Below are 25,713 nucleotides of genomic sequence, written 5' to 3'. Positions count from 1 at the left end.
TGAGTCACACTACAATGCACATTGAATTCCGGCACCTGCGTACGATCAAGGCCATCCATGAATGTGGCGGGCTGGCCCGCGCGGCAGATCAGTTGAACATCACCCAATCTGCGCTGAGCCATCAGATCAAAGGGCTGGAGGATCAGGCCGGGGTTGAACTGTTTCTGCGCCGGTCCAAGCCGATGAAGCTGTCAGCAGCGGGGCTGCGCCTGCTTCGGCTGGCCGAACAGATTTTGCCACAAGTCGAGGCGACGCAACAGGAATTCTCATCCCTGCGCGAAGGGCGCACGGGACGGATGCATATCGCCATCGAATGCCACGCCTGTTTCGAGTGGCTGTTTCCGGTGCTGGAAACCTTCCGAAAATCCTGGGGAGATGTGGATGTTGATATCCGTCCGGGTCTGGCCTTTGACGCATTGCCTGCATTGCAGAAGGAAGAGGTGGATTTGGTCGTTTCCTCTGATCCCGAAGACTTGCCGGGCGTCGAGTTTATTGAGTTGTTCGACTACAACGCTGTTTTTGTCGCGGCCTCATCGCACCCTCTGGCAAAGAAAGATTTCATCGAGGCCGAAGATTTTCGGGGCCAGACGTTGATTACTTACCCGGTAGAACGCACCCGGCTGGATGTGTTCAGCCAGTTGCTGATCCCGGCGCGGGTAGAACCCGCCGCAATTCGACAGGTTGAACTTACAGCGGTAATCCTGCTGCTGGTGGCGTCGAACCGGGGCGTATCTGTGTTGCCGGACTGGGTTGTGCGAGAGGTGAAGTACAATTCTGACTATGTCACCCGCCCGCTGACCAAGGAGGGGATCACCCGCAGTCTTTTTGCGGCAGTGCGAACCGAAGACCTTGAAAAACCCTTTGTGAAAGAATTGATCGAACTGGCCGGGACCGAGGCGCGGAAACTGCAGTCTCAATAGTCGTATAACGCGGGTCTGCTATGCGCATCATTCCTCTTGGCAAGGGCGCATTGCACCAGTATACGCGCGGTTTGACCGGACAGGAGCCTTTGGACAATGGTTGGCAGTGCAAACCTCAACATCATGATCAAGGCCGCGCGCAAGGCGGGGCGTTCTTTGGTCAAGGATTTTCGTGAAGTCGAGAACCTTCAGGTGTCGATGAAAGGCGCGGGTGACTTTGTCTCCAAGGCCGATATTGCCGCCGAGGCGATCCTGAAAGAGGAACTGCTGGGCGCGCGTCCGACCTATGGTTGGCTGGCCGAAGAGGGTGGCGCTGTTGACGGCGAAGACCCGACCCGCCGCTGGATCGTTGACCCGCTGGATGGCACAACCAATTTTCTGCACGGGCTACCACACTGGGCCGTTTCGATTGCTTTGGAACACAAGGGCAAGATCGTCGCCGGTGTGATTTATGACGCCGCCAAAGATGAGATGTTCTTTGCCGAAAAGGGCGAAGGTGCGTGGATGAATGACACGCGTATCCGCGTCTCGGGCCGTCATCGCATGATCGAATCGATCTTTTCGACCGGATTGCCCTTTGGTGGGCGTTCCGACCTGCCCGCAACGCTGCAGGATCTGGCTCGTCTAATGCCTGTCTGCGCCGGGGTACGTCGTTGGGGCGCTGCAGCACTGGACATGGCTTATGTGGCCGCAGGTCGTTACGAAGGGTTCTGGGAACGCCGTTTGAACGCCTGGGACGTGGCCGCCGGGATTATCATCGTGAAAGAGGCCGGTGGTTTCGTTCAGCCGCTGAACCCCGAAGGCAACGTACTGGAAGATGGTGAGGTTGTTTGTTCCAATGAGCCGATCTTCGACCAGTTTGCCAAGGTGATCCGCGGTTGATCATCCGACATATTCCTTGAGTAAGCGCGCCCCGATCGAGGCGTGCTTTTTCGTTTTACCCGCGTGGGCCATCGATGTGGCGTAAACTTCTTGTTTGCCCTTCGTGTCCGTACCCATGCAGATCAAATGTGCCTGGTTTGATCCCACCTTTTATCACCAGCGGCTCAAACGCCGAGGTGATGGTAATGTGGATATCTGCCTGTGCGCTGGGGTTTCCGATTCTCGCTTGTCAGTTCGCTTTCACTCGGGCCGGTTATTTGAACTGGGGGCGCTGGTTCTGAACGCAGCGCTAGAGATCACCCGGTTTAACGGTGGTCGCATACCTGAAAACCCATAGGGTAGCCTACTTTCGTGGAATCCGAGGGATTCGGGATTGCGAAAGCTTGTATTTATGTTCGGGGTGGGGCGGGTGACCGTGTGTCCGGCTCCAAAATGCTGGCCCACCACGCCTGAGCCACAAGGGTACACAAAGAACCAAACCAACAAAGAAACCGCCCGTATGGGCCCAATAGGCCACGCCGCCTTCGTCGGGGTTGCTGGCAAGGCTGCCCATAAACTGCATGCCTAGCCAGATGCCCAACATGACAAAAGCGGGTATGGTGAAAACTCGGAAATAGATGATCAGGATCAGCAAGACATCCACGCGGGCCTTCGGGAACAGCAATAGATAACCGCCCATTACTCCGGCGATTGCACCAGATGCACCGATGGTCGGTACCACAGAGTCTGGCGCGGTAACGACATGGATCAGGCCCGCTCCGATGCCGGCGAGCAGATAGAACAGCAGGAAGGGCAGGTGGCCCATCTCATCTTCAAGGTTGTCTCCGAAGATCCACAGGAACAGCATATTCCCCGCCAGATGCATCCAGCCACCGTGCAGAAACATCGAGGTCACGAGGGTTTCGAACGCGAACCCGTCGGTAATCCGGGCCGGAATGATTGCGTAGTCGAAATACAACTGACTGATGAGCCTATCGTTGCTCATGATTCCCACATAGCTGAGGAAAATCAGAATATTGGCCGCCATCAGAAGATAGACGACAAAGGGGGTGCGCCCGGAGGGGTTGTGGTCACGGATCGGAAACATGGGGCGACGCTGGGCTTTTCCCAGCCCAGCGTCAAGGTCTGCTTACGCCGCACCTCCTAACAAGGCAGCATTGCCACCTGCGGCTGTAGTATCGACGCATACGTGACGCTCACCCAGTACGCGTGCCCGGTCGGGGTGGCCGGGGATGAGCGGCAGGATTGGGCCATCACGCCGGGCCAGATGGCATTCGATCTCGCGCGCGGTGTCATCATCTCCCCACCACATAACACCCGATATATCGGCAACGTTTTCCAGCCGGTGCAGGTCGATCATGCCGGTCGCCTGGATGGCGGTGCCGCCCAGAGCCTCGACGGCCTCGGCCTGTGCTTTGGCCGCGTCAGCGCCCGGTCCCATACACAGCAGCGGCGGGCGGGAAAACTCGCTAAGACGGTTGGATTCGCCGGTCGGGCCGGGCAGGGATTGAGTGCGGATGGCGGCGGGCTGGCCCTGCGGTGCGGGCAGATCACCCATGTTGCCCCCCCATGCGCCTGTGCCGACCTGACGATCCGGGGCGCAGAAACGGGCCATGTAGTTCGGCCCGCCAGCCTTGGGGCCAGTGCCGGACAGACCTTCGCCGCCAAAGGGCTGAGAGCCCACGATGGCACCGATCTGGTTGCGGTTGACATAGATGTTGCCTGCGTGAACGGCCTCGGTGATGTGTTGCACGCGGTCGTCTATGCGGGTGTGCAAGCCAAAGGTCAGCCCGTATCCGGTGGCGTTGATATCGGCGATGATCTGATCGATTTCCGAAGCTTTGAACCGGGCGACATGCAGAACCGGACCAAAGATTTCGCGTTCGAGAGCAGCGATGCCGGATATTTCGATCAAGGTTGGGGCAATGAAGATGCCCTCGGGTGGGGTTGTCATCTCTTTGAGTACCCGCCCCTCGGTGCGCGCCTTTGCGATGTGATCCGCGATACCTTGCTGCGCATCATGATCAATCACCGGGCCGCAATCAGTTGACAGCAGCCACGGGTCATCTACCTGTAACGCCTGCATCGCGCCCATCAGCATGGTCAGCAGGTCGTCGGCAATATCCTCTTGCACATAGAGGCAGCGCAGGGCCGAGCATCGTTGCCCCGCAGACTGAAACGCGCTTTCGATGATGGATTGCACGGCCTGTTCGGGCAGAGCAGTGCTGTCCACGATCATAGCATTCAGTCCGCCGGTCTCCGCGATCAGAGGCGTACCTGGCCGCAGGTTGTCCGCCATGGCCGTGCGGATCTTCAGCGCGGTTGCGGTCGAGCCGGTGAAGGCCACCCCCGACACACGCGGGTCCGAGGTTAACGCGGCTCCGACAGTTGGGCCGCCCGGCAATAGTTGCAGCACGTCGCGTGGAACACCGGCCTCGTGCAGCAATTGTACAGCGCGATGCGCGATCAGGGGAGTTTGCGGCGCGGGTTTGGCCAGAACGGCATTACCAGTGGCCAATGCGGCCGAGATCTGGCCAGTGAAGATCGCCAACGGGAAATTCCATGGGCTGATACAGGTGAAAGTGCCCGCTGGTTCAGCGCCGGGGATGTTAGCTGCGTAGTACCGCAGAAAGTCCACCGCTTCGCGCAGTTCGGCCACGGCGTCTGGTACGGATTTCCCGGCTTCACGGGCCAGCAGGGCAAATAGCTCGCCGTAATGGGTTTCATACAGATCGGCGGCTTTGTTCAGAACCTGCGCCCGCTCTGCAGCTGGGGCTTGCCAAGGCGAGGCCGAAGCAAGGGCCAGTTCAACATCGCGCGCGCTGGCCGGAGCGACGGCGCCGGGGTGGTCCTGCGGTTTCGCCGGGTTGATGACGGGCTGGTCCGCGTCCGGTTGTGCGTCTTCGGACAAGAGCGGCTGAGCATACCAATGATGCGCCCGAAACGCGTCACGGGCAGCGTCGATCCGGTCAAGCGTCGGCGTGTGCTGCAGGTCGAACCCTTTAGAGTTGGGTCGTTCCGGTTGAAACAACTCGGGACCAGTAGGCAGGTGCGGCTTGGGTGCTTGGATGGCGTTGAACGGGTCCGAGGCAACTTCTTCCGGCGGCACGTTCTCATCCACGATCTGGTTCACGAAAGACGAGTTCGCGCCGTTTTCCAGCAGACGCCGGACCAGATAGGCCAGAAGGTCCCGGTGCGCGCCGACTGGTGCATAGATTCGGCAGCGCGAGTTGCTTTGATCCTTTACAATCTGGTGCAGGGTTTCACCCATGCCGTGAAGGCGTTGGAACTCAAAGGGTTGCGTATCAGCCATGTGCAGGATCGCGCTGACCGTATGAGCATTGTGGGTGGCGAACTGCGGATAGATCCGATCGGTCATGTTCAGCAGTTTGCGGGCATTGGCGATATAGGAGATATCGGTCGCTTCTTTGCGGGTAAACACCGGGAAGCCATCAACGCCTTCGACCTGCGCGCGCTTGATCTCGGTATCCCAATAGGCGCCCTTTACCAGCCGGACCATCAGCTTGCGGTCATGTCGCTCGGCCATCTCATAGAGCGTGTCCAGCACTGCTCCCGCGCGTGGGCCATAAGCTTGAACGACAATCCCGAAGCCATCCCACCCGGTCAGAGCAGGCTCGGCCATCACCTCTTTGATCACCTGCAAGGACAAGGAAAGGCGGTCGGCCTCTTCGGCATCTACGTTAAGTCCCATCCCGGCGGCTTTGGCCAGAAGGCACAGCGCGCGCAATCGGGGAACAAGTTCGTCCATCACGCGATGTTCCTGCGCCAGTTCATATCGGGGGTGCAGGGCTGACAGCTTTACCGATATCCCCGGATTGGCGCGGATATCGTCATGAGTGCAGGCGTCGGCAATGGCGGCAATCGCCCGGGAATAGGAAAGGTGGTACCGCGCGGCGTCAGCCTCGGTGCGCGCGGCCTCACCCAGCATGTCGTAGGAATAGGTGTAGCCCTTGGCCTCCATCCCGGCAGCGCGATCCATGGCGGATTGGATGGTTTCACCCAGAACGAACTGACGGCCCATTTCTTTCATCGCGCGGCCCACGGCGGTGCGGATCACGGGCTCACCCAGCCGTTTGATTGCACCGCGCAGAACGCTGACCGGAGAGGTCTTGCCTTCGTCCAGAACTTTACCCGTGAGCATCAGAGCCCAAGTCGATGCATTTACCAGAGAGGACGAGGACTGCCCAAGGTGTTTGCCCCAGTCAGACGGTGCGATTTTGTCTTCGATCAGCGCGTCAATGGTTTCTGCATCAGGAACACGCAACAGCGCTTCGGCAAGACACATCAGCGCGACGCCTTCGTCTGTGGACAGACCATATTCGGCGAGGAAAACCTCCATCATACCGGGCGAAGTGCTGGATCGAATGTCGCGCACCAACTGTGCCGCTGCCGCGCAGATCGCAGAGCGATCCGTGTCGGACAAGTCTGCCTGTGTGATCAGTGTATCCAGAACTTCAGTTTGATCGGCATAAGTTTGGCCATCAATATGGGTGCGCAGGCTGTGTGTCATGTTTCCTCCGGGCTTTTGAGTAATATAGTGCTGATTTACCAGGACAATCGCCTTAAGTTGCGGTATCTGAAGTTCAGTGATCTGAATTTCAGGGGTTTTTCGATGCAAATGAACCGGCCTGATCTGGATCGGTTTGACCGGTCGATCCTTGCGATTCTGGCTGAAGATGGGCGCATTTCGGTTGCCGATCTTGCGCGGCGTATCGGGTTGTCGAAATCCCCAACTCAGGCACGTGTAAAGAGGCTTGAGGCCGAGGGGATCATTACCGGGTATCGCGCTCTGCTGGACCCTATCCGCCTTGGGTTGGACCATGTGGCCTTTGTCGAAGTGCGCCTGACCGACACGCGCGAGAAGGCTTTGGCCGAGTTCAATGCAGCGGTGCGTAAAGTGGCCGAGATCGAGCAGGCCCATATGATCGCGTCGAATTTTGACTACCTGCTGAAAATCCGCACCGGCTCAATGTCGGAATATCGGGCAGTTTTGGCCGAGAAAATCTCATCTCTGCCGCATGTTGCCAATACATCGACCTTCGTTGCGATGCAGGCCGTGAAAGAGACAGGGGTATCCGGGGCCATCGACGGGATGGGTTGACGAACGGAATTTCGACGTCACCATTGGCGCATGAAACAAATCGCTTTTGCATTCATCCTGCTCGTCGCGTCAACGGCAGCGAACGGCGGTGAATGCCCCGCCGCACCGGATCACAGTGCCGATGTCCTTAACGTCATATCCCAAATCCAGCAGGCCGAGTCCGAACAGGCTGCCCGCGTTCTGTCGAGCCGATTGTGGGAGTATTGGGCTGACGCGCCTGATGAAAGCGCGCAGGAAGTGCTGGATCGGGGAATGACGCGCCTCAGAGCTGCGGACCTGTTGGGTGCGATCGAGGATTTCGATAGCCTGGTCGCCTATTGTCCTTTCTATGCCGAAGGGTACAACCAACGCGCCTTCGCGAATTATCTGCGGCAAGATTTCGAGGCGGCGTTGCCCGATCTGGACAGGGCCATCGAGCTATCTCCGAACCATGTCGCCGCCATCAGCGGGCGCGCATTGACCTTGCTGGGTTTGAAAAGGATTGAAGAAGCGCGGGAAACACTGAACGCGGCTTTGGAACTGAACCCGTGGCTGTCCGAGCGACATCTACTGGCCCCAGGAGGGCCTTTGGAACAGCCGGGTCAGGACATTTGAAAGAACGCCCCCGAAACCGTAAAGATCAGGGGCATTTCTGATAGGTTTATCCAATCAGACCGTTATCTACACGCTTGATCGCGATCACCGAGGAACGAGGTGTACCGCCGTCGGGCCAGTTACCGCCCGGATGTTGAATGCCGACAAACATAGTTCGCCGGTCGGTGGACCACGCCAGTCCGGTGACTTCGCAGCCGTTCGGGCCAGTCATGAACCGTGCTATCTCGCCGGTGATCGGATCACCAACCAGCATCTGGTTGTTTCCGTTGCCCGCGAAGTCTTCCTCGTTGTCGTCGTTTCCGTCTGTCTGAATCCAGACCAGTCCAGTCGAGTCGATGGCCATCCCGTCGGGCGAGTTAAACAGGTTGCCCTCGTTCACATTTGCCGAACCGGCGCGGGCGTCCGAATGTACGGTTGGGTTTCCAGCCATGACATACAGATCCCAGTCGAATGTTTCAGCGGCATGGTCGTCATCCGTCGGGCGCCAGCGCACGATTTGACCATACTTGTTGGCTTCACGCGGGTTTGGCCCGTTGACTGACGTGTCGTCGCCACCAGCATTCGGTTTGACGCCACGGTTTTTATTATTGGTGAGACAACAATAGGCCTCAACCGCAACCGGGCTTGACGCGACCCATTCGGGACGGTCCATAGTCGTGCCGCCCACGGCCGTGGCTGCCATTCGGGTGAAGATCAGGATTTCCGCCGCATCCATCCCGGTGGTTTCCGGCGTCAGGGGCAGCCAATCACCGGTTGCGTCGTCGTTGAATTTGGCCACGTGGAGCGTACCGTCATTTAACAGACTCACGGTGTCGATGCCCGGTGTGTAGGCTGCGTTGGAAACGAACTTGTAAAGGTACTCGCCGCGCTCATCGTCGCCCATGTAGACGACCACGCGGCCGTCAGCGGCCAGAGCCACTTCGGCGTTTTCGTGTTTGAAACGGCCCAGACCGGTGTGTTTGGTCGGCGTACTGTCCGGCTTGGTCGGGTCGATTTCCACAATCCAGCCTGCGCGGTGCGGTTCGTTGGGATTTTTCGAGGTGTCAAAGCGCGGGTCATACAGCTCGTAATGGTTCCGGCTTTCGGCCTTGATACCATAGCGCTTCATACCGTTTGCAACCTTCTGGTCGTAGCTGGCGTTTTCGTTCGAAGACCCAAAGTAGCTGTTGAAGTTCTCTTCGCAGGTCAGGTAGGTGCCCCACGGAGTTTTGCCCGAACCACAATTGTTCAATGTGCCCAGCGACGTGGTGCCGGTTGGATCGTCTTCGGTCTTCAGCAGATCATGGCCAGCTGCGGGGCCGACGATCTTCATCGGTGTGTTGTGGTGAATACGGCGGTTGAATGGGCTGTCCTTGACGACCGACCAGCCGTTTGGACCTTCGGTGATCTCCATCACGGTTACGCCCTGTATGTTCTGGATTTTCAATACCTCGTCGGCATTGGCCGGAACACCTGCCTGCGCAGCAGGCAGGTTGACTTTGCGGTTCGAATTTTCATGGTTGATCGTAATCAGTTCGTGACCTTGGAATGAGAACGTTTCCATTCCATCGGTGTTTTCACCAAAGATTTTGTCCGAATTTTCGACCGGGCCACCGTTTGTAATGTCGTAGCCGTCAGCAGCTGAGAACAACGGGTCGCCCCAACGCATAAGCACTTTCCACTCATACCCTTCGGGCACGTGAACAGTGCGGTCAGTCTGCGCCGCGATCGGCGTGAAGGCAAAGCGCGAGGTGGTAACGGCATGCGCCGCGGTTGAACCCATCAGACCCGCACCCATTGCTGAAGCGCCCGAACCAAAGGCCACAGCGCCGCCAAGGAACCCACGGCGCGAGATGGTGAGTTCAACAACGCGGTCAAAGTCGTTGATTTCGGGGCGGGGGAAATGCAACTCGTCCCAATCGTCGGCGGAAAGAGTAGCGGGTTCAGCGTCTTTCATGGATGACTCCTGGCTGTCGTGTCTGAGTTGATGAGCGGCCCTTAGGCATCCTTTGTGACAGATTGGTAACGTGCATATGAAACTTAAGGAATGATGTGCAGTAAAGGTTCAAAACACGAAATTGAGCGGGAAATCGCTAAAATTCCCGCTCTACCAAGGCGCGAGTTTCTCAGTTTTCGAGCTGGCTGCAGGTCTGCCCGTCAGCGCAATCTCTGACCGGCTGCGTCGAACCGATAGGCTTTGTCTGCGGCATAGGCGAACCGCAGTTCCTGACCTTCGGAAATCGCGTGTTGGCCAAACAGCCGGGCGGTGACTGCGTGGTCACGGACTTTGGCGATGACGTTTGTGTCTCCACCCAGTTTCTCCACATGGCTGACCTGCGCCGTCAGGGGGCCATCATCGGATAGAAACAGATCTTCGGGGCGAATGCCGATGGTGTTCTGACCGCCATCGCTAAGCATTCCTTCAGGCAGGAAATTCATCGACGGCGAACCCAGAAAACCGGCCACAAACTGGTTGGCGGGGTTGTTATACAGCTCCATCGGGCTGCCGATCTGTTCCACCCGCCCATCGCGCAGAACAACGATCTTATCGGCCAGCGTCATCGCCTCGGTCTGATCGTGGGTCACGTATATCATCGAGGCGTCCAATGCCCGGTGCAGATTGGCAATCTCGATCCGTGTGTTCATGCGTAGGGCTGCGTCAAGGTTGGACAATGGTTCGTCAAACAGGAACAACTTGGGCTCGCGCACGATGGCTCGCCCGATGGCGACGCGTTGACGTTGGCCGCCCGACAGTTCCGAAGGGTAACGGTCCAGATACGGTTCGAGATTCAGCATCCGGCTGGCATTGGCCACCCGTTCCTCGATTACCGCCTTGGGTTGCTTTTCCTGTTTTAGCGCAAGGGTCATGTTTCCCCGCACGCTGAGATGAGGGTAGAGCGCGTAGCTCTGGAATACCATTGCGATTCCGCGTTTGGAGGGCGGCACCAGATTGACCTGCTGACCGCCGATATTAACCTCGCCTGACGTGGCATCCTCAAGCCCCGCAATCACGCGCAGCAATGTGGACTTGCCACAGCCCGAGGGTCCGACAAAGACGACAAACTCGCCTTCCTCAACCTCCAAAGTGATGTCTTTCAGGACATGCACATTGCCGAAGGATTTGTTTACGTTGGTCAATGTCAGAGCGGTCATGACGTGGGCTCCTTTAGCGAAACGGGTTGGCCGGTGCGAATGCTTTCATCGGCGGCCAGGCAAATGGCAAGGGATTGAACGGCGTCATTCATATGGCGCGTCAAGTCGATGTCTTCAGTGATGGCGCGCAGCATATAGGCCTGCTCGGCATCGCAGAGTTTCTGATGGCCGGGTTCATCGGGCATTTCGATTGTGCGGTCTCCGTCTGGCGTGTGGACCAACAGGCCGCCGACCTTGGTGTGACCGTCGATATCGGCGGACGCGCCCTTGTTTCCATCGGTGATCGAGACTGAGCCATTGGGCGACACGATATCCTTCACGAAGAAGGCAGTCTCGGACATCATTGGGCCCCATCCGGCCTCATACCAGCCAACTGAACCGTCCTCGAAGACTACCTGAAATTGGCCATAGTTATACATGTCCTCGGCTATCTCATCCGACAGTCGCAGGCCCATTCCATGTACACGGGCGGGCTGTGCGTCTGTGATCTGGCACATCACATCGACATAATGCACTCCGCAATCGACGATGGGCGAAGTTGTCTTCATCAGAGCCTTGTGCGTCTCCCACTCAGCGCCCGAGGATTGCTGGTTCAGGTTCAGGCGAAACACATACGGCCCACCCAGATCGCGCGCCTCGGCAATCAGACGCACCCACGAGGGGTGGTGGCGCAGGATGTAGCCTACAACCAGTTTGCGGTTCAGCCTTGTGGCGGTTTCAACCACACACCGCGCGTCCATGACATTGGTGGCCAGCGGTTTTTCGACAAAGACATGCGCTCCAGCCTGCATCGCAGCACAGGCGTATTCTGCGTGACTGTCGGAATAAGTGGCGATGACAACCAGTTCAGGGGTGGTTTCGGCCAGCGCCCTTTCGAAATCCGCGTAGGCTGGATAGTCGGAAAGCTCCGCGTGATCCACTTGGCCAGACCGGTTCACAAGCCCGACGATCTGAACGTCTGGGTGATGGTGATGGGCCAGCGCATGGCTCAGCCCCATATTGCCAAGGCCTGCAATCAGAACACGGGTCATTTGACAGCTCCGGATGTGATGCCGCGGATCAGTTGGCGTGAGAAGATAACGTAGAGCACCAGCACCGGCAGGATCGCCATTGACAGGGCTGACAGGACTGCGTTCCAGTCTGTGACGAACTGACCGATGAAGACTTGGCTGCCTAGTGTGAGCGTTTTGGTTTCCTCGGCAGGCGCGAGGATCAGCGGAAACCACAGGTCGTTCCAGATCGGGATCATGTTGAACACGGCCACGGTCGCCATCGCGGGCCGGACCAAAGGCAGCACCAGCCGGAAGAAGATTGTGTACTCCGACAACCCGTCGATGCGCCCTGCATTTTTAAGATCGTCACTGACCTGTCGCATAAACTCGGACAGGATGAACACCGCCAAGGGCAAGCCTTGCGCCGTGTACACAAGGATAAGCGCCCAGAGTGTGTTCACCAAGTCGGTGGCCACCATCATTTCAAGGATCGCGACCGTGCCAATGCGGATAGGGATCATGATCCCCAGCGCCAGATACAACCCCATCAGAAGGTTTCCCTTGAACTGGTATTCAGACAACGCGTAGGCCGCCATGGCACCGAACAGCAGGATGAAGAACAGTGATGCCACGGTGACAATCATCGAGTTCTGAAAGTAGAGGAAGAAATCCCCTTGTTTCATCACCGTCTCGTATCCGATCAGCGAAAAACTGTCCGCGCTGGGCAGGGCGAGAGGTTCGCGAAAGATCGCGCGACGGGTTTTGAAGCTGTTGATCAGGATCACGAAGACCGGAAACAGGGCGATCAGCGTGTACAGGATCAATGCGCCGTGCATGGCTGCCGTGTTGAAAGGGCTTTGACGTGCTTTGTTCATCTCTGGACCCTCACAGTTGATACCGGCGCATCCGGGTTTGGATGCCGAACAGGTAGATGCAGACACCCACAAGGATGATCGCGAACATGGCCCCAGCAATCGCAGATCCCATATGCGGATCGCCCAGTTGCAGCTGGAAGCCAAAGAAGGTGCGGTACATGAACGTGCCTAAGATATCGGTAGAGAAATCCGGCCCCGCCAGCGCGCCCTGTGCTGCATAGATCAGGTCAAAGGCGTTGAAATTGCCCACGAAGGTCAGGATTGAGATGATCCCGATTGACGGCAGGATCAACGGCAGCTTGATTTTCCAGAAAGCCGATGCGCCTGTGATGCCGTCGATCTCTCCGGCCTCAAGGATTTCTTCAGGTATGGTCAGTAGGGCGGCATAGATCAGCATCATCGGGATGCCAACGAATTGCCAGACCGAGATCAAGGCCAGCGTGGTCAAGGCGTATTCCTCCTTCCCCAGCCAGGGCGCGAACAGGGATTTTAGCCCGATAGCGTCCAGCATCGAGGGCGCGATGCCCCAGATCGGGGACAGGATCAGCTTCCATGCAAAGCCGACGATCACGAAGCTGAGGATCGTGGGGATGAAAATCGCCGAGCGGTACAGCGCGGCGAACCGCAGGCGCGGATGGCTCAGCAGTGCTGCCAGAGCGATCCCGATGGGGTTCTGCACCAGCATATGGATTAGGAAAAACCAGAAGTTATTGCCCAACGCATTCCAGAACTGCTCGGACCAGATCGGATCGAAAAACAGTGTCTCAAAGTTCTGCAAACCGACAAATATGCGGGTCTGATCGATCTCTGTAAACAGCGCCAGACGCAGCGTGTTGAACAGCGGAAAGATCATCACCGCCGTGTAGACAAGTACGGCTGGTGCGAGAAACACGACGATATGCCAGCGGAAGCGGGGGCGGTTCATGGGACAGCTTTCAATGAGGTGTCGGGGTTACCCGGGCGATCACCACCGCCGCCCGGGTAGGTGTTAGGTCACTGGTGTGGCGCGTACCAGTTGGAAAGCCCTTCCTGCAGACGATGACCTGCGTCAGCAGCGCTTTCCGCGCCCCGAACGACATTGGCCGATGCGTTCCAAGTTTCTAGCTCAAGGTTAGGCTCGCCGCGCGACAGTATTTGATAGGTCGAACGGATGGTGGACTCACATTCGTCCCGCCAACCGACAAATTCCTTGGCTAGAGGGTCCTGCAGTTCGACCGGCGCATTCGACAGAGGGAAGAAGCCGGGCAGGGCATTGCCGAAAATCTCTGCGAATTCCGGGCTGGCGACCCACGCCAGGAAGGTCTCGGCCGCTTCGCGGTTTTCCGTGGCGGCGTTCATGCCGATCCCGATATCGGTGTGGTCCGAGATATAGCAGGTGTCATTCGCTTCGCGAACCGGCGGTTTGAACGCACCCATCTCAAAATCGGCCTGAGTGTTGAAGCCTGAAATTTCCCAACTGCCGGCTGGATAGATGGCGGCACGACCGAGCGTGAACAGATTCTGACTATCGGGGTAGGTTTGCGCCTCGAAACCGTCTCCGAGGTAGTCTTTCCACCTAGCCAATGTCACATAGGGCTCGACCCACTGCGGATCGGTCAATTTCTGTGTGCCACCAATCAGTGCAAGACGCCCTTCTTCACCCTTCCAGTAGTTTGGACCGATGTTGTTGTAGCCCATCGTCGCAGCTTCCCACTGGTCGTTGGTACCCATTGCCATCGGGATATAGGTGCCGTCCTCCCTGATCTTGTCGAGCGCTGCAAAGAATTCGTCTTCGGTAGTCGGAACCTCGATGTCCAGTTCCGCGAAAGCTTCTTTGTTATAGATGAAACCGTGGATTACCGAAGCCATCGGAACGCAGAAGGTGGCCGACCCATCGTCCGTCTGCCAGGCAGATTTGGCAACGTTGGAAAAGTTGGCCATTGCTTCCAATCCAGACAGGTCCGCCAGATGTCCGGCGTTATAGAGACCCAGTGATCGATCAAACGGGCGGCAGGTTAGGATGTCACCTGCAGACCCGGCTTCAAGTTTCGCGTTCAACGCTGCGTCGTATTCTGTTGGGGCAAAAGGGGAGAATACTAACTTGATACCCGGATGTTTTGCCTCAAACGCAGGAATGATTTGGTCCTGCCAAAGGGTCAGATCGTCATTGCGCCAGCTTTCGATGGTCAGGGTCACGTCCTCGGCATAGGCGGTCGTGGCCATTAGTGTAGTGCCAAGTAAGGCCAGTTTCAGGCTTTTGTTCTTCATGTCTTTCTCCCGGTTTATTTTTCTTTGTCATTCTTGTGTAAGCGCGATGCTCAAAATTCCATCTGTCGCCTGTAGGCGTGCGTGGGCTTGCTCTGGTGAAACACCCTGAGCGGCGATCAAGATGGCGGACTTTACCTCTCCGTTCGCGATGTCCAACGCGTGCTTCGCAGTATCAGCATCAACTTCGGCGATTCCGGCGACGATGCCGACTGCGCGGCCGCGCAGCTTGTCATTGTCAGCGCGTAGGTTCACCATCATGCCTTTGTGCACGTGACCCAATTCGACCGCCATCAGCGAAGATAGCATGTTTAACGCGATCTTTTGGGCGGTCCCTGCGCCCATGCGTGTCGATCCTGAGATCAGCTCGGGTGGGGTCGCCAGCAGGATGGGAATATCGGCCGCTTCTAACAGGGGGCTGCCCGCGTTATTCGCGATGCCGATAACAGTCGCGCCACAGGTCTGGGCGATGTTCATGGCCGCGACGGTGTAGGGCGTCGAGCCGCTGGCTGATACGGCGATGATGGTGTCCAAGTCCTGTACCTGGCCCAAGGCTTCCAGCAGGCCGTCAGTAGCGTCTTCAGCGCCGCCCGGCATCTCAGCTCCGGTTGGTAGACCGCCCGCCATATGAATGCGCAGGCGCGCAGGGGGGATCGAGAATGTGCCACCCAATTCCTGCGCATCAGCAGCCGCCATCAAGCCCGAGGAACCGGCTGCAACGTAGTGTAGCACTCCGTCCTTGCGGATTGTGTTCGCCATGGCCTCGGCACCTTGAGCTATATTGCCCAGCACGCCTCGGACAGCTGCCGCGGCGGCGATTTGGCCTTCCGCCAAAGCGCGTGCCGAGGTGATCAGGTCACCCCGGTTCAACAGTGCTGCATTTGGGTGCAGTTGTTCGGTTTGTGGCAGCGTCAAGAGAATCCCCTCCCATGTGACACCGTATACAATACCTATCTAATACCACTTGTCCATAATTTATTTCTGATTGAGACTTTTTCTGCGTATAAGGTGGAATTCATCGGTATATTTTCCCATTCCGTCCTTTTAAAATCCAAAAAGGTATTATAATGGTATTGTCATGATCGAATCTCATGATAGCGCTGTGTTGGCCGTGGATGGTGGGGGAACGCGATGCCGTGTTGCGTGCGAAATTGATGGCGCTGTCCATTGCTCCGAAACCGGGGCGGCCAATGTGTCCACCGATTTTGATGGTGCGCTGAATCAGATACGGGCTGGATTGGATGCCTTGTCGCGACAGGTTGAGATTAAGGTCGAGGATATGATTGGCTGGCCAGCCTTTATTGGTCTTGCGGGTGTTACTGATGCGGGTATCGCAGGGCGTTTGCGTGACGCGCTGCGTCTGATGAGTGCACGAGTTGAAGATGATCGCCCGGCTGCTGTGCGCGGGGCGTTGGGGGCGCAGGATGGTCTGGTCGCTCATTGCGGAACCGGCTCTTTCATGGCGATGCAAACCGATGGTGCGATGCGATTTGCCGGCGGCTGGGGCTCGGTTCTGGGGGATGAGGCCTCGGCTCAGTGGGTCGGACGCCGCGCTTTATCCGAAACCTTGTGCGCATATGATGGGACGCAAGTTGGGACCAATCTGACACAAAGTCTGTTGACTGACCTGGGCGGCCCTGCTGGCATCGTTCGCTTTGCTAAAAATGCTTCTCCCGCCCAATTCGGCGCGCTTGCGCCGCAGGTGACATCCGAAGCCAAGAAAGGTGACCGTGTTGCCGTGCAAATTTTGCAAGCAGGTTCGGATTACATCGCGGAAATCGCAAATGGGCTCGGCTGGCAACCGGGTCGGACGATCTGCTTGACTGGTGGGATTGCGGGCCACTATGCGACCTACCTGCCTGATAACATGCGATCCGCCGTGCGCCCGCCGCTGGGTGAACCGTTGACTGGCGCTTTGGCATTGGCAAAGGAGATCCGAAATGAGCATCTCTGACTTCTTGCGCGCTGATCTTTGGCTGAGTCCCGACAAGGGGCCACGATACGTGCAATTGCGACGCAGGCTTCAGGAAGGAATCGAAACTGGCGTTCTGGCACCGAACTCGTCATTGCCATCGGAACGAGAACTGGTCGAAATCACCGATCTGTCGCGCGTCACCGTGCGCAAGGCGATACAGGAGTTGGTTCAAGAGGGCGTGATCGAACAACGTCAGGGCTCGGGCTCGTTCATTCGCGAACGCGTTCCGCGGGTTGAGCAATCGCTGACTCACCTGACATCCTTTACTGAAGATATGTCCAGCCGAGGTATGCAGACCACCTCAAAATGGTTGGAGCGCGGCGTATTCGCGCCAACCCCCGAAGAGGTCGAGGCGCTGAGCCTGCAGGATGGTGAACAGATATCCCGCATATACCGCTTGCGTGAGGCCGATGGCCGCCCGTTGGCGCTGGAGCGGGCGGCATTGCCGTTGGATATCCTGCCGAATCCAATTGAGGTAACGACCTCTTTGTATGAGGTGCTGGAGGCTATGGGGCGGCGACCGGTGCGGGCGGTTCAGAAAATCTCGGCCCTTAACCTTGCTGCGCCCGAAGCTGAGTTGCTGGAGGTGCCCGAAGGGGCAGCCGGGCTGAACATCGAACGTATTTCGTTCCTCAAAAACGGACGGGCCGCGGAACTGACCCGCTCCCTTTATCGCGGCGACGCCTATGATTTTGTCGCCGAACTGCGGTTGTAACCGGAAAGGCCGGAAAAGCATGTCAGAACACAGTTCGAAAATGCGGCAGGAGATTCTGGAAATCCCTGCCGCCGTTGATCGTTTGCTTGGCGAGGGTGAAGCCAACATTCAGGATGCCGCTCAACGGGTGAAACAGGCCGATCCCCGTTTTCTGATCACGGTTGCGCGCGGATCATCTGACCATGCCTGTACTTATTTGAAATATGCCAGCGAGTTGTTGCTGAAACTACCCGTCGCCTCGGTGGGGCCATCGGTCAGTTCGATCTATGGCTCGGATTTGCTAGCTGAAGGTGCGGTCTGCCTGTCCGTCTCTCAGTCCGGTCAAAGCCCGGACATTGTTGGTATGACGCGGTCTCTGAAGGCGTCGGGTGGGATGACCATTGCAATCACCAACAATACAGCGTCGCGGTTGGCCGAGGTGGCGGACGCGCTGCTGCCTCTTCACGCCGGACCCGAGTTGAGTGTGGCGGCTACCAAAACATTTGTTACTTCACTTGTGGCGGGGCTGTGGCTGTTGGCCGAAGTGAAGGGGGATGACGCGCTGATCGGTGCAATCCGATCTTTGCCGGGGCATCTTGAAAAGGCCGCCCTATGTGATTGGTCGGCAGTGGCCGAGACGATCACGGGCCGTTCGCTGTTCACTCTGGGCCGTGGACCGTCATACGCAATGTCCAATGAAGCGGCGCTGAAAATCAAGGAAACCTGCCAAATCCACGCTGAAAGTTATTCGGCGGCCGAGGTTCTACATGGGCCGGTCTCAATTGTGGAAGAAGGGTTCCCGACCATCGTTTTCGCTGCCCGCGATGCGGCCGAACAGGCGACTGCCGAGGCTGCGGATGCACTGGCTGGCAAAGGGGCAACAGTGTTTGCGGCAACCGACAAGGTGACCCGCGCAAACAGTTTGCCGGTAACGCGAACCGATCATTGGCTGACCGACCCCATATCCGCCATCACTTCATTTTACAGCATGGTCGAATCCGTGGCCTGCGCTCGCGGAATCGACCCTGATGCGCCGCGCCATCTTAGAAAGGTAACAGAGACGGTATGACTTCTGGTTCGACAACATTTCGCAATGGGGCTCTGTTCGACGGCACGGGACTGCATTTCGGCCACGCCATTAGCTTTCGCGATGGCAGATTGGTCGGGATGGCACCCGACGAGCGCGCACCGAAAGACGGGCAGTTTGTCGATTTGAACGGGGACATTCTGTGCCCCGGATTCGTCGATCTGCAGGTGAACGGTGGCGATGGTGTAATGTTTAACGATGATCCTTCGGTGGGCACGATCCGGAGGATTGCTCGCGCGCATCGCAGATTGGGCGTGTCGTCGTTGCTGCCGACGCTGATCACCGACACACCTGAGAAAACCCAAGCCGCCATCGAGGCCGCGATACAGGCGGTTCGGGCAGGTGTGCCGGGCGTCGCAGGGCTGCATCTGGAGGGGCCGCATTTGTCCGTGGCGCGCAAGGGCGCGCATGACGGAGCGTTGATCCGACCGATGGAAGAGGCAGACTTGGCGGCGCTGATCAAGGCGGCAGGGGAATTGCCCTGCCTCATTGTGACGCTCGCACCCGAATCTGTCTCGGAAAAGCAGGTTCAGGCCCTGTTCGAGGCGGGGGTGCTGGTGTCGCTGGGTCATAGCGATGCGGATTTTATGACCTGTCAGCGCTATGCCACGGCGGGCGCGCGTTGTGTCACCCATCTTTTCAACGCTATGAGCCAGATGGGTAATCGCGAACCCGGTCTGGTCGGGGCGACGCTGGCCAATGGGGGGCTTTCGGCAGGGATGATCGCAGATGGCATCCATGTTCACCCCGAGGTGATGCGCGCGGCATGGGCCGCCAAAACCGCGCCCGGTCAGATCTTTCTGGTTAGTGATGCCATGGCTGTGGCGGGCACCGATCAAACCGCGTTCGAGCTGGAGGGTCGTCGGATTACGCGAACGGATGGGCGCCTGACGCTTGAGGACGGAACACTGGCCGGGGCGGATCTCGATTTAACTACGGCCATTCGCACTCTGGTCACACAAGTTGGTGTTCCATTGCAGGATGCGCTGGCCGCTGCAACGACCTATCCGGCAACCTTGATCGGCCAAACGGCTGCACAACCGCTTCGATACGACATGATGATCCGGGTTTCGGCTGATCTAGATTCGTGTTCGTGGCTGCCCGATCAGGGATAAATTGCAGGGTGTTTGCTGTTCCCGTCTTTTGGGCTGTTCGGAAATTGAAATCTACAACCGAAGGGCGCTTGACGGCACCTGACGCATCCCTTAAACCGACCTGCGCTGAGCGGGCGTCGTATACTGGCTATTACCTCAGCCTTCCAAGCTGATGAAGCGGGTTCGATTCCCGCCGCCCGCTCCAAGTCAGCCCCAAAATTCTGCGTCAAAAGGCCCTGACCAGGTGCCAATTTGTGCTGCACAGCTTGACCGCGCTGTTTGCTGCCGCCAAGAAGCGGTCACCAGAATACAAACGATCTAAGGGCCAAGCATGGCAAGAACCGCCTCAGCCAGTCCAGCACCAGGTGCTAGCGAAGAACGAGCAAAGTCCAAGAAAATTGGAGTTCTAAGGTCGCTTTGGCCCTTTATGCGCCCTTACCGGCTGCTGATGACAGGCGCGACCGTGGCGTTGGTGCTGACCGCCAGCATGACCCTTGCATTGCCGCTGGCTGTGCGTCGCGTGGTCGACAATTTTCGTATCGAAGACGGTGATCTGCTGGAGTGGTATTTCCTGGCCGCCCTCGGTATCGCTGCGGTTCTGGCCGTAGGAACCGGTCTGCGCTATGCGCTGGTGACCCGTTTGGGCGAACGCGTCGTGGCCGACATCCGCAAGGCAGTGTTCGACCGCGTTATCGGGATGAGCCCCGAGTTCTATGAACGTATCATGACCGGTGAAGTTCTAAGTCGGATCACTACGGATACGACACTTATACAGTCCGTTCTGGGTTCCTCCGTTTCCATCGCGCTGCGCAATATGCTGTTGTTCATAGGTGGACTGGCGTTGATGCTGCTGACCTCGGCCAAGCTGACCGGCATGGTGTTGCTGCTCATCCCGTTGGTGGTTGTCCCGATTCTGGTGCTGGGGCGCCGGTTACGAGTGATCAGCCGGGAAAATCAGGACTGGATCGCCGCCTCATCCGGCAATGCGGGCGAGGCCCTGGGCGCGGTGCAAACTGTTCAAGCTTTCACCCATGAACAGGCAAGCCGCCAGCAGTTCGGCGACATGACCGAGACCTCCTATGTCGTTTCGCTGCGCCGTATCCGGACGCGCGCGATTCTGACGGTGATTGTGATCTTCCTTGTATTTTCTGGCATAGTCGGTGTGCTGTGGATGGGGGCGAATGATGTCCGTAACGGCGTAATGACCGAAGGCGTTCTGATCCAGTTCGTCATCTACTCGATCATTATGGCTGGGTCCGTGGCGGCCTTGTCCGAAATCTGGAGCGAATTGCAGCGCGCCGCTGGCGCGACCGAACGTCTGGTCGAGCTGTTGAACGCGCAGGATACGGTTACCGATCCGGTCAAATCCAAGGCGATGCCATCTCCGGTCCGCGGTGAAATCCGCTTTGACGACGTGACATTCCGTTATCCTTCGCGCCCCGATGTCGTGGCATTGGAACACCTGACGCTGAAGGTGAACCCCGGTGAGACAGTAGCTTTTGTCGGCCCTTCGGGGGCGGGTAAGACAACCGTCATCCAGATGATCCAGCGGTTCTACGATCCGGCCTCGGGGCAGGTCAGTCTGGATGGCGTCGACCTGCGTGAGACTGATCGGGCTGATTTCCGCCGCCACATGGCGCTGGTGCCGCAGGACCCGGTGATCTTTGCTGCCTCGGCACGCGAAAACATCCGCTTTGGTCGTCTCGATGCGACCGACGCTGAGGTCGAAGCCGCCGCCCGTGCAGCTGCCGCACATGAATTCATCTCGATCTTGCCTGAGGGTTACGACAGTTTTGTCGGCGAACGTGGCGTGATGCTGTCTGGCGGTCAGAAACAACGAATTGCCATTGCGCGTGCGATTCTGCGAGATGCGCCGGTTCTGTTGCTGGACGAGGCGACATCGGCGCTGGATGCGGAAAGCGAACGTGCGGTGCAGGGGGCTGTCGATCAGATGCGCGCAGGTCGCACTACTCTGATCGTGGCGCACCGGCTGGCGACCGTTAAAAAGGCAGACCGGATCGTGGTAATGGAGGCCGGACGTATTGTGGCCCAAGGCACCCATGACGATCTGGTGGCGCAGGATGGGCTTTATGCCCGTTTGGCGCGACTGCAGTTTACCGATGGCATGGCCGCGGAATAAATTGACGCTTGGGCAAGCCCGCTTAGTCCGCAGCGTAATTCTACCTCTTTGCTGCCTTCACAGCTAAGGCATTTCTTGAACCTGCGCGGTTTTGCTTCCATCTTGGCGGTGGATACAAAACCCGTGCCGGACACGGGAGAGATAAGGGAGGAGCCACATGGCCTTTGTGGGTTTGGAAGACAAGGCAAGGTTTGAGCAGGAAATGGCGTGGGAGGACCGCGATGTTCCGGCTACCTTCCATCAATTGCTGTCACGCACGGCGGAAAAGTTTCCGAACAGCAATGCGATCAGCTTTCAGCTGTTTTCCGGTCCGACCGACAAGGCTGAAACGCTGACATGGTCCGAATTGTTGGGTAAAGTCAATCAGGCTGCAAACCTGTTCCGCTCGCTCGGAATCGGTGAAAAAGACGTGGTGGCCTATGTGCTGCCCAACTGTAATGAGACGCTGGTTACCATGATGGGTGGCGCGGTTGCCGGGATCGTTAATCCGATCAATCCGCTGCTGGAGCCCGAGCAGATCTCGGCCATTCTGCGCGAATCCGAAGCCAAGGTGGTGGTGACGCTGAAATCCTTCCCCAAAACGGATGTGGCGCAAAAGGTCGAAGAGGCGGTGCGCCATGCGCCCAAGGTCAAAACCATTCTTGAAATTGACCTGAACCGATACCTCACACCACCCAAATCCTGGCTGGTGCCCTTCCTGCGCCCCAAAATGGGTGACAAGGAACAACTCGCTCATGCGACTTACAAAAATTTCAACAAAGAGCTGGCCAATCAGCCTACGACGCTGACTTTCGAGGATAGCAAGGAAGACCGTGTTGCCTGCTATTTCCACACCGGCGGAACCACCGGAATGCCAAAAGTGGCACAGCATAAATACTCGGGTCTGATCTACAATGGCTGGCTGGGTCACACGTTGCTGTTTTCCGAAGAAGACGTGATCATGTGTCCGCTGCCGATGTTCCACGTCTTTGCCGTGCATGTGATCGTGATGGCCGCTGTCTCCTCGGGTGCGCATGTGGTGTTCCCGACGCCAGCAGGGTATCGCGGCGACGGGGTGTTCGATAATTTCTGGAAGCTGATCGAACGCTGGAATGTCAGCTTTATCATCACCGTCCCAACAGCCATCGCTGCCAAGATGCAACGCCCGGTGGACGCCGATATCTCAAGCGTGAAAACCGCCTTCTCGGGTTCCGCGCCGCTACCTGTGGAATTGTTCCGCCGTTTTGAAGAAGCAACGGGTGTGACCATCGTCGAGGGTTATGGTCTGACCGAGGCAACTTGTCTGGTGTCGTGCAATCCGGTGGACGGGGAAAAGAAGATCGGTTCGATCGGAATACCGTTCCCTTATACGGATGTGAAAATCCTTCAAGACGGGCCGGACGGACCCAAAGAATGCAGCGCGGACGAGATTGGTGAGATCTGTATTTCGAACCCCGGTGTCTATGCCGGAAATACCTACACCGAAGCCGACAAGAACGTAGACCTTTATCATTTCGATAAATACCTGCGCACAGGCGATCTGGGCCGGTTTGACGAGGATGGCTATCTGTGGATCACAGGACGCGCCAAGGACCTGATCATTCGCGGCGGTCACAATATCGACCCGGCTGAGATCGAAGAGGCCTTGCTGGGGCACGATGCGGTTGCCTTTGCCGGGGCTATCGGTCAGCCAGACGCATATTCGGGCGAAGTGCCCTGTGCCTTTGTCGAATTGGTCGAAGGGGCCAGCGTAACCGAAAAAGAGCTGATGGAGTATTGCCGTGTGCAAGTGCACGAACGCGCGGCGCAGCCCAAGCACATGACCATTCTGGACGAGCTGCCGAAAACGGCGGTGGGCAAGGTCTTTAAGCCGGAACTGCGCAAACAGGCGATCACGCGCATCTATAACGGCTCGCTGGAAGAGGCTGGCGTCGATGCGCGCGTTGTGTCTGTGATCGACGACAAGAAGCGTGGACTTGTTGCGCAGCTTGACGCGAACGGCTCATCCGAGGACGATGTCAGTAAAGTGCTGGGATCGTTCACCCGGCCTTGGGAATGGGCTGCCTGACCGCGGAGGGACAATGGATTATGAACGTCTGATTGATGAAGAAACATGGGCGTTCATAAGACGAACGGCTGAAAGCTATCCGGACGATGCGGTTGACCTGTCGATTGCGGAACAGCGCCGCGTTTATGACGCGATGTGTCAGGACTTTCGCCAACCCCGTCCTTCGGGACTGGATGTGCAGGACCGGTCCGCCGATGGCGTACCTGTGCGCGTCTATACAGCCGGAGATCCAACGCGCACCGTCGTCTATTTCCATGGCGGCGGTTTTGTCGTGGGCGGGTTGGACAGCCACGACGATGTTTGTGCTGAGATTTCTGCGCAAACCGGGTATCGGGTCATTGCCGTCGACTATCGCTTGTGCCCCGAACACGTCCACCCCGCGCAGTTTCAGGACGCCTGGACCGCGACGAAATGGGTGGCGCGGGAGTTTGGCGATCCCCTGGTACTAGCTGGGGACAGCGCGGGCGGCAATCTGGCGGCTGCCGTGGCGCAACAAGGGCGAGGGCAATTGGAGAACGTACTGGGGCAGGTACTCATCTATCCTGGTCTGGGTGGCGACACTTCGGCAGGATCGTGCGTTGAACACGCCCAAGCGCCGCTTTTGACGTTAGATGAAATCCGATTCTACGAAAAGGTGCGCTGTGGCGGCTCTGCCCCGAAGGATGATCCGACATTTGCGCCTTTGCAGGATACCGATTTCTCGGGTCTGCCGCCCACTGTGGTCGTGACCGCCGATTGTGACCCGTTACGCGATGATGGTCCGGCCTATTGCGAAAAGATCGTCGCGTCGGGCGGGAAGGCGCACTGGATCAACGAACCCGGCCTTGTGCACGGCTATCTACGGGCGCGTACATCAGTGAAACGCGCCGCAGACAGTTTTGAGCGGATCTCGATTGCCATTGAGGCGCTGGGGCAGGGGATCTGGTCCTACGACTGATTACATCAGGAACGGTTTGGCTTTCATTGTCTCTGCAATCGGTGCGCCCATGCGATCCAGAATCGTGGGTGCCAGTTGTAGCTGGTCTATCACCGCATCTGCCTCGGGGCCTTTGGCGTCTCCGAAATAGTATAATGCTGTTTCCTGTTGTAGCGGGCTTCGTCCGCCGTGGTGGCCGCGTTCGTCCTGACCGTGGTCGGCGGTGACGATGACCTCGTAGCCAAGCTGACGCCAACGGGGGATGAAGGGGGCTAGCATTTCATCCGCAACGAAACAGGCGTGGTCCATCTCCTCACAATCGTGGAAGAATCGGTGACCCATGCTGTCCAGTGTGCAGGTGTGCAGGATGCCATAGTCCAATCCGAACCGTAGGCACAGATTGGTCAGCGTTGCGTACAGATCAACATCCGAAGGCGTCATTTGATTGGCCTTGCCGTAACCGGTCATGCTGTGGAACCGGCCGTGGTTGATCGTCTTGCTTTCAGGTTCGTCATATTCGATGTCGCGGACGTAATCGAACGGGTGGCGATTGAAAAACTGCGACCAGTAGCTGTGCGTGACGGCACCAGTGATGCCTCCTGCCTCGCGAACCTGACTGAACACGTCCTTATGGCTCAGCCGGAAGACATTGCCGTTGCCCGTGCAACCGTGCTCCTGCGGTGTAACGCCGGTGTGGATCGAGGCATAGCAACTGGCCGAGGTCGAGGGCAGCACCGCACGCAGTTTCCAGACCTGCGCGTCGCCGCTGTCGACCCAGCCTTCCAGATTGCCGAACAGGCGGCGGAAGTTGCGCCATGGAACACCGTCCAGAATGATGAGAAGAAGTTTGCGGTCCATATCCCGACCCTTTTATTTGAACTTCATGCGACCCTACGGGATTCGCTGCGTATGGGCTGCCTGTTCGCGTCCCCAATAGCAAAATCCCGACACCTGCCATCAGACTTTGTGCCGGGATTCTTAAGTTTCATCAGATTGCTG

General features: G+C 57.8%; 21 protein-coding genes and 1 tRNA gene. 12 read left to right on the top strand and 10 right to left on the bottom strand.

What is annotated here, in order from left to right:
- Positions 1–14 precede the first annotated feature (14 nt).
- Complete coding sequence (locus tag ACR0D7_RS04175) at positions 15–920, top strand: LysR family transcriptional regulator (protein WP_480677857.1); 906 nt, start codon at positions 15–17, stop codon at positions 918–920.
- Positions 921–1,016: 96 nt separating this feature from the next.
- Entirely contained in the window at positions 1,017–1,802 is a 786-nt protein-coding gene (locus ACR0D7_RS04170) for an inositol monophosphatase family protein (RefSeq protein ID WP_480677856.1), read from the top strand.
- A gap of 343 nt (positions 1,803–2,145) precedes the next feature.
- On the opposite strand, the gene ACR0D7_RS04165 is transcribed toward ACR0D7_RS04170, so the two are convergent.
- The gene (locus ACR0D7_RS04165) at positions 2,146–2,889 is read right to left on the bottom strand and encodes a rhomboid family intramembrane serine protease (protein WP_480677855.1); all 744 of its coding nucleotides are present in this window, start codon (positions 2,887–2,889) and stop codon (positions 2,146–2,148) included.
- 42 nt (positions 2,890–2,931) lie between these two features.
- On the bottom strand, positions 2,932–6,333 hold the full coding sequence (gene putA, locus ACR0D7_RS04160; protein WP_480677854.1) for a bifunctional proline dehydrogenase/L-glutamate gamma-semialdehyde dehydrogenase PutA: 3,402 nt from the start codon (positions 6,331–6,333) through the stop codon (positions 2,932–2,934).
- A 102-nt stretch (positions 6,334–6,435) separates the two neighbouring features.
- Here putA and ACR0D7_RS04155 point away from each other — a divergent pair, with 102 nt between their 5' ends.
- Positions 6,436–6,924, top strand: a complete 489-nt coding sequence (locus tag ACR0D7_RS04155) for an Lrp/AsnC family transcriptional regulator (protein ID WP_170573310.1) — start codon at positions 6,436–6,438, stop codon at positions 6,922–6,924.
- A gap of 30 nt (positions 6,925–6,954) precedes the next feature.
- Positions 6,955–7,518, top strand: a complete 564-nt coding sequence (locus ACR0D7_RS04150) for a tetratricopeptide repeat protein (protein ID WP_480677853.1) — start codon at positions 6,955–6,957, stop codon at positions 7,516–7,518.
- A 46-nt stretch (positions 7,519–7,564) separates the two neighbouring features.
- Here the strand turns inward: ACR0D7_RS04150 and ACR0D7_RS04145 are convergent, their stop codons facing one another.
- The 7 genes from ACR0D7_RS04145 to ACR0D7_RS04115 form a co-directional block, all read right to left on the bottom strand.
- Complete coding sequence (locus ACR0D7_RS04145) at positions 7,565–9,454, bottom strand: PhoX family protein (protein WP_480677852.1); 1,890 nt, start codon at positions 9,452–9,454, stop codon at positions 7,565–7,567.
- 200 nt (positions 9,455–9,654) lie between these two features.
- Positions 9,655–10,650 (bottom strand): ABC transporter ATP-binding protein, encoded by a 996-nt coding sequence (locus tag ACR0D7_RS04140; protein WP_480677851.1) that lies wholly within the window; start codon positions 10,648–10,650, stop codon positions 9,655–9,657.
- Positions 10,647–11,681: a Gfo/Idh/MocA family protein gene (locus ACR0D7_RS04135; protein ID WP_480677850.1), complete on the bottom strand. Its 1,035-nt coding sequence runs from the start codon at positions 11,679–11,681 to the stop codon at positions 10,647–10,649. Before ACR0D7_RS04135 ends, ACR0D7_RS04140 begins: the two co-directional genes overlap by 4 nt.
- On the bottom strand, positions 11,678–12,517 hold the full coding sequence (locus ACR0D7_RS04130; RefSeq protein WP_480677849.1) for a carbohydrate ABC transporter permease: 840 nt from the start codon (positions 12,515–12,517) through the stop codon (positions 11,678–11,680). The genes ACR0D7_RS04135 and ACR0D7_RS04130 overlap by 4 nt, the downstream gene beginning before the upstream one ends.
- Positions 12,518–12,527: 10 nt before the next feature.
- Positions 12,528–13,442: a carbohydrate ABC transporter permease gene (locus ACR0D7_RS04125; protein ID WP_480677848.1), complete on the bottom strand. Its 915-nt coding sequence runs from the start codon at positions 13,440–13,442 to the stop codon at positions 12,528–12,530.
- A gap of 68 nt (positions 13,443–13,510) precedes the next feature.
- A complete protein-coding gene (locus tag ACR0D7_RS04120) occupies positions 13,511–14,764 on the bottom strand; it encodes an ABC transporter substrate-binding protein (RefSeq protein ID WP_480677846.1) in 1,254 nt (417 codons plus the stop codon).
- A gap of 27 nt (positions 14,765–14,791) precedes the next feature.
- Positions 14,792–15,676 carry an N-acetylmuramic acid 6-phosphate etherase gene (locus ACR0D7_RS04115; RefSeq protein WP_480677845.1) on the bottom strand — a complete coding sequence of 295 codons (885 nt, stop codon included), beginning with the start codon at positions 15,674–15,676 and terminating at the stop codon, positions 14,792–14,794.
- Between the two features lie 163 nt (positions 15,677–15,839).
- On the opposite strand from ACR0D7_RS04115, the gene ACR0D7_RS04110 reads away from it, so the two are divergent.
- The 8 genes from ACR0D7_RS04110 (at position 15,840) to ACR0D7_RS04075 (ending at position 24,735) form a co-directional block, all read left to right on the top strand.
- Complete coding sequence (locus ACR0D7_RS04110) at positions 15,840–16,715, top strand: glucosamine kinase nucleotide-binding domain-containing protein (RefSeq protein ID WP_480677844.1); 876 nt, start codon at positions 15,840–15,842, stop codon at positions 16,713–16,715.
- Positions 16,702–17,451, top strand: a complete 750-nt coding sequence (locus ACR0D7_RS04105) for a GntR family transcriptional regulator (RefSeq protein WP_480677843.1) — start codon at positions 16,702–16,704, stop codon at positions 17,449–17,451. Before ACR0D7_RS04110 ends, ACR0D7_RS04105 begins: the two co-directional genes overlap by 14 nt.
- Before the next feature lie 19 nt (positions 17,452–17,470).
- Positions 17,471–18,499 (top strand): SIS domain-containing protein, encoded by a 1,029-nt coding sequence (locus tag ACR0D7_RS04100; RefSeq protein WP_480677842.1) that lies wholly within the window; start codon positions 17,471–17,473, stop codon positions 18,497–18,499.
- Positions 18,496–19,632: an N-acetylglucosamine-6-phosphate deacetylase gene (nagA, locus tag ACR0D7_RS04095; RefSeq protein WP_480677841.1), complete on the top strand. Its 1,137-nt coding sequence runs from the start codon at positions 18,496–18,498 to the stop codon at positions 19,630–19,632. The genes ACR0D7_RS04100 and nagA overlap by 4 nt, the downstream gene beginning before the upstream one ends.
- Before the next feature lie 109 nt (positions 19,633–19,741).
- Positions 19,742–19,816: transfer RNA gene (locus ACR0D7_RS04090), tRNA-Gly, on the top strand.
- Between the two features lie 126 nt (positions 19,817–19,942).
- Positions 19,943–21,751, top strand: coding sequence for an ABC transporter transmembrane domain-containing protein (locus tag ACR0D7_RS04085; RefSeq protein ID WP_480677840.1), 1,809 nt, complete (start codon positions 19,943–19,945; stop codon positions 21,749–21,751).
- A 157-nt stretch (positions 21,752–21,908) separates the two neighbouring features.
- A complete protein-coding gene (locus ACR0D7_RS04080; RefSeq protein ID WP_480677839.1) occupies positions 21,909–23,798 on the top strand; it encodes an acyl-CoA synthetase in 1,890 nt (629 codons plus the stop codon).
- A 13-nt stretch (positions 23,799–23,811) separates the two neighbouring features.
- On the top strand, positions 23,812–24,735 hold the full coding sequence (locus ACR0D7_RS04075) for an alpha/beta hydrolase (protein WP_480677838.1): 924 nt from the start codon (positions 23,812–23,814) through the stop codon (positions 24,733–24,735).
- Here ACR0D7_RS04075 and ACR0D7_RS04070 read toward each other — a convergent pair whose 3' ends face one another.
- Positions 24,736–25,572, bottom strand: a complete 837-nt coding sequence (locus ACR0D7_RS04070) for an alkaline phosphatase family protein (RefSeq protein WP_480677837.1) — start codon at positions 25,570–25,572, stop codon at positions 24,736–24,738.
- Between the last annotated feature and the right edge of the window lie 141 nt (positions 25,573–25,713).

It is taken from the genome of Ruegeria sp. BB7 (assembly GCF_056539365.1).
Note: the sequence above shows the minus strand (reverse complement) of the source record. Positions and strands in the feature narration are given on the sequence as shown.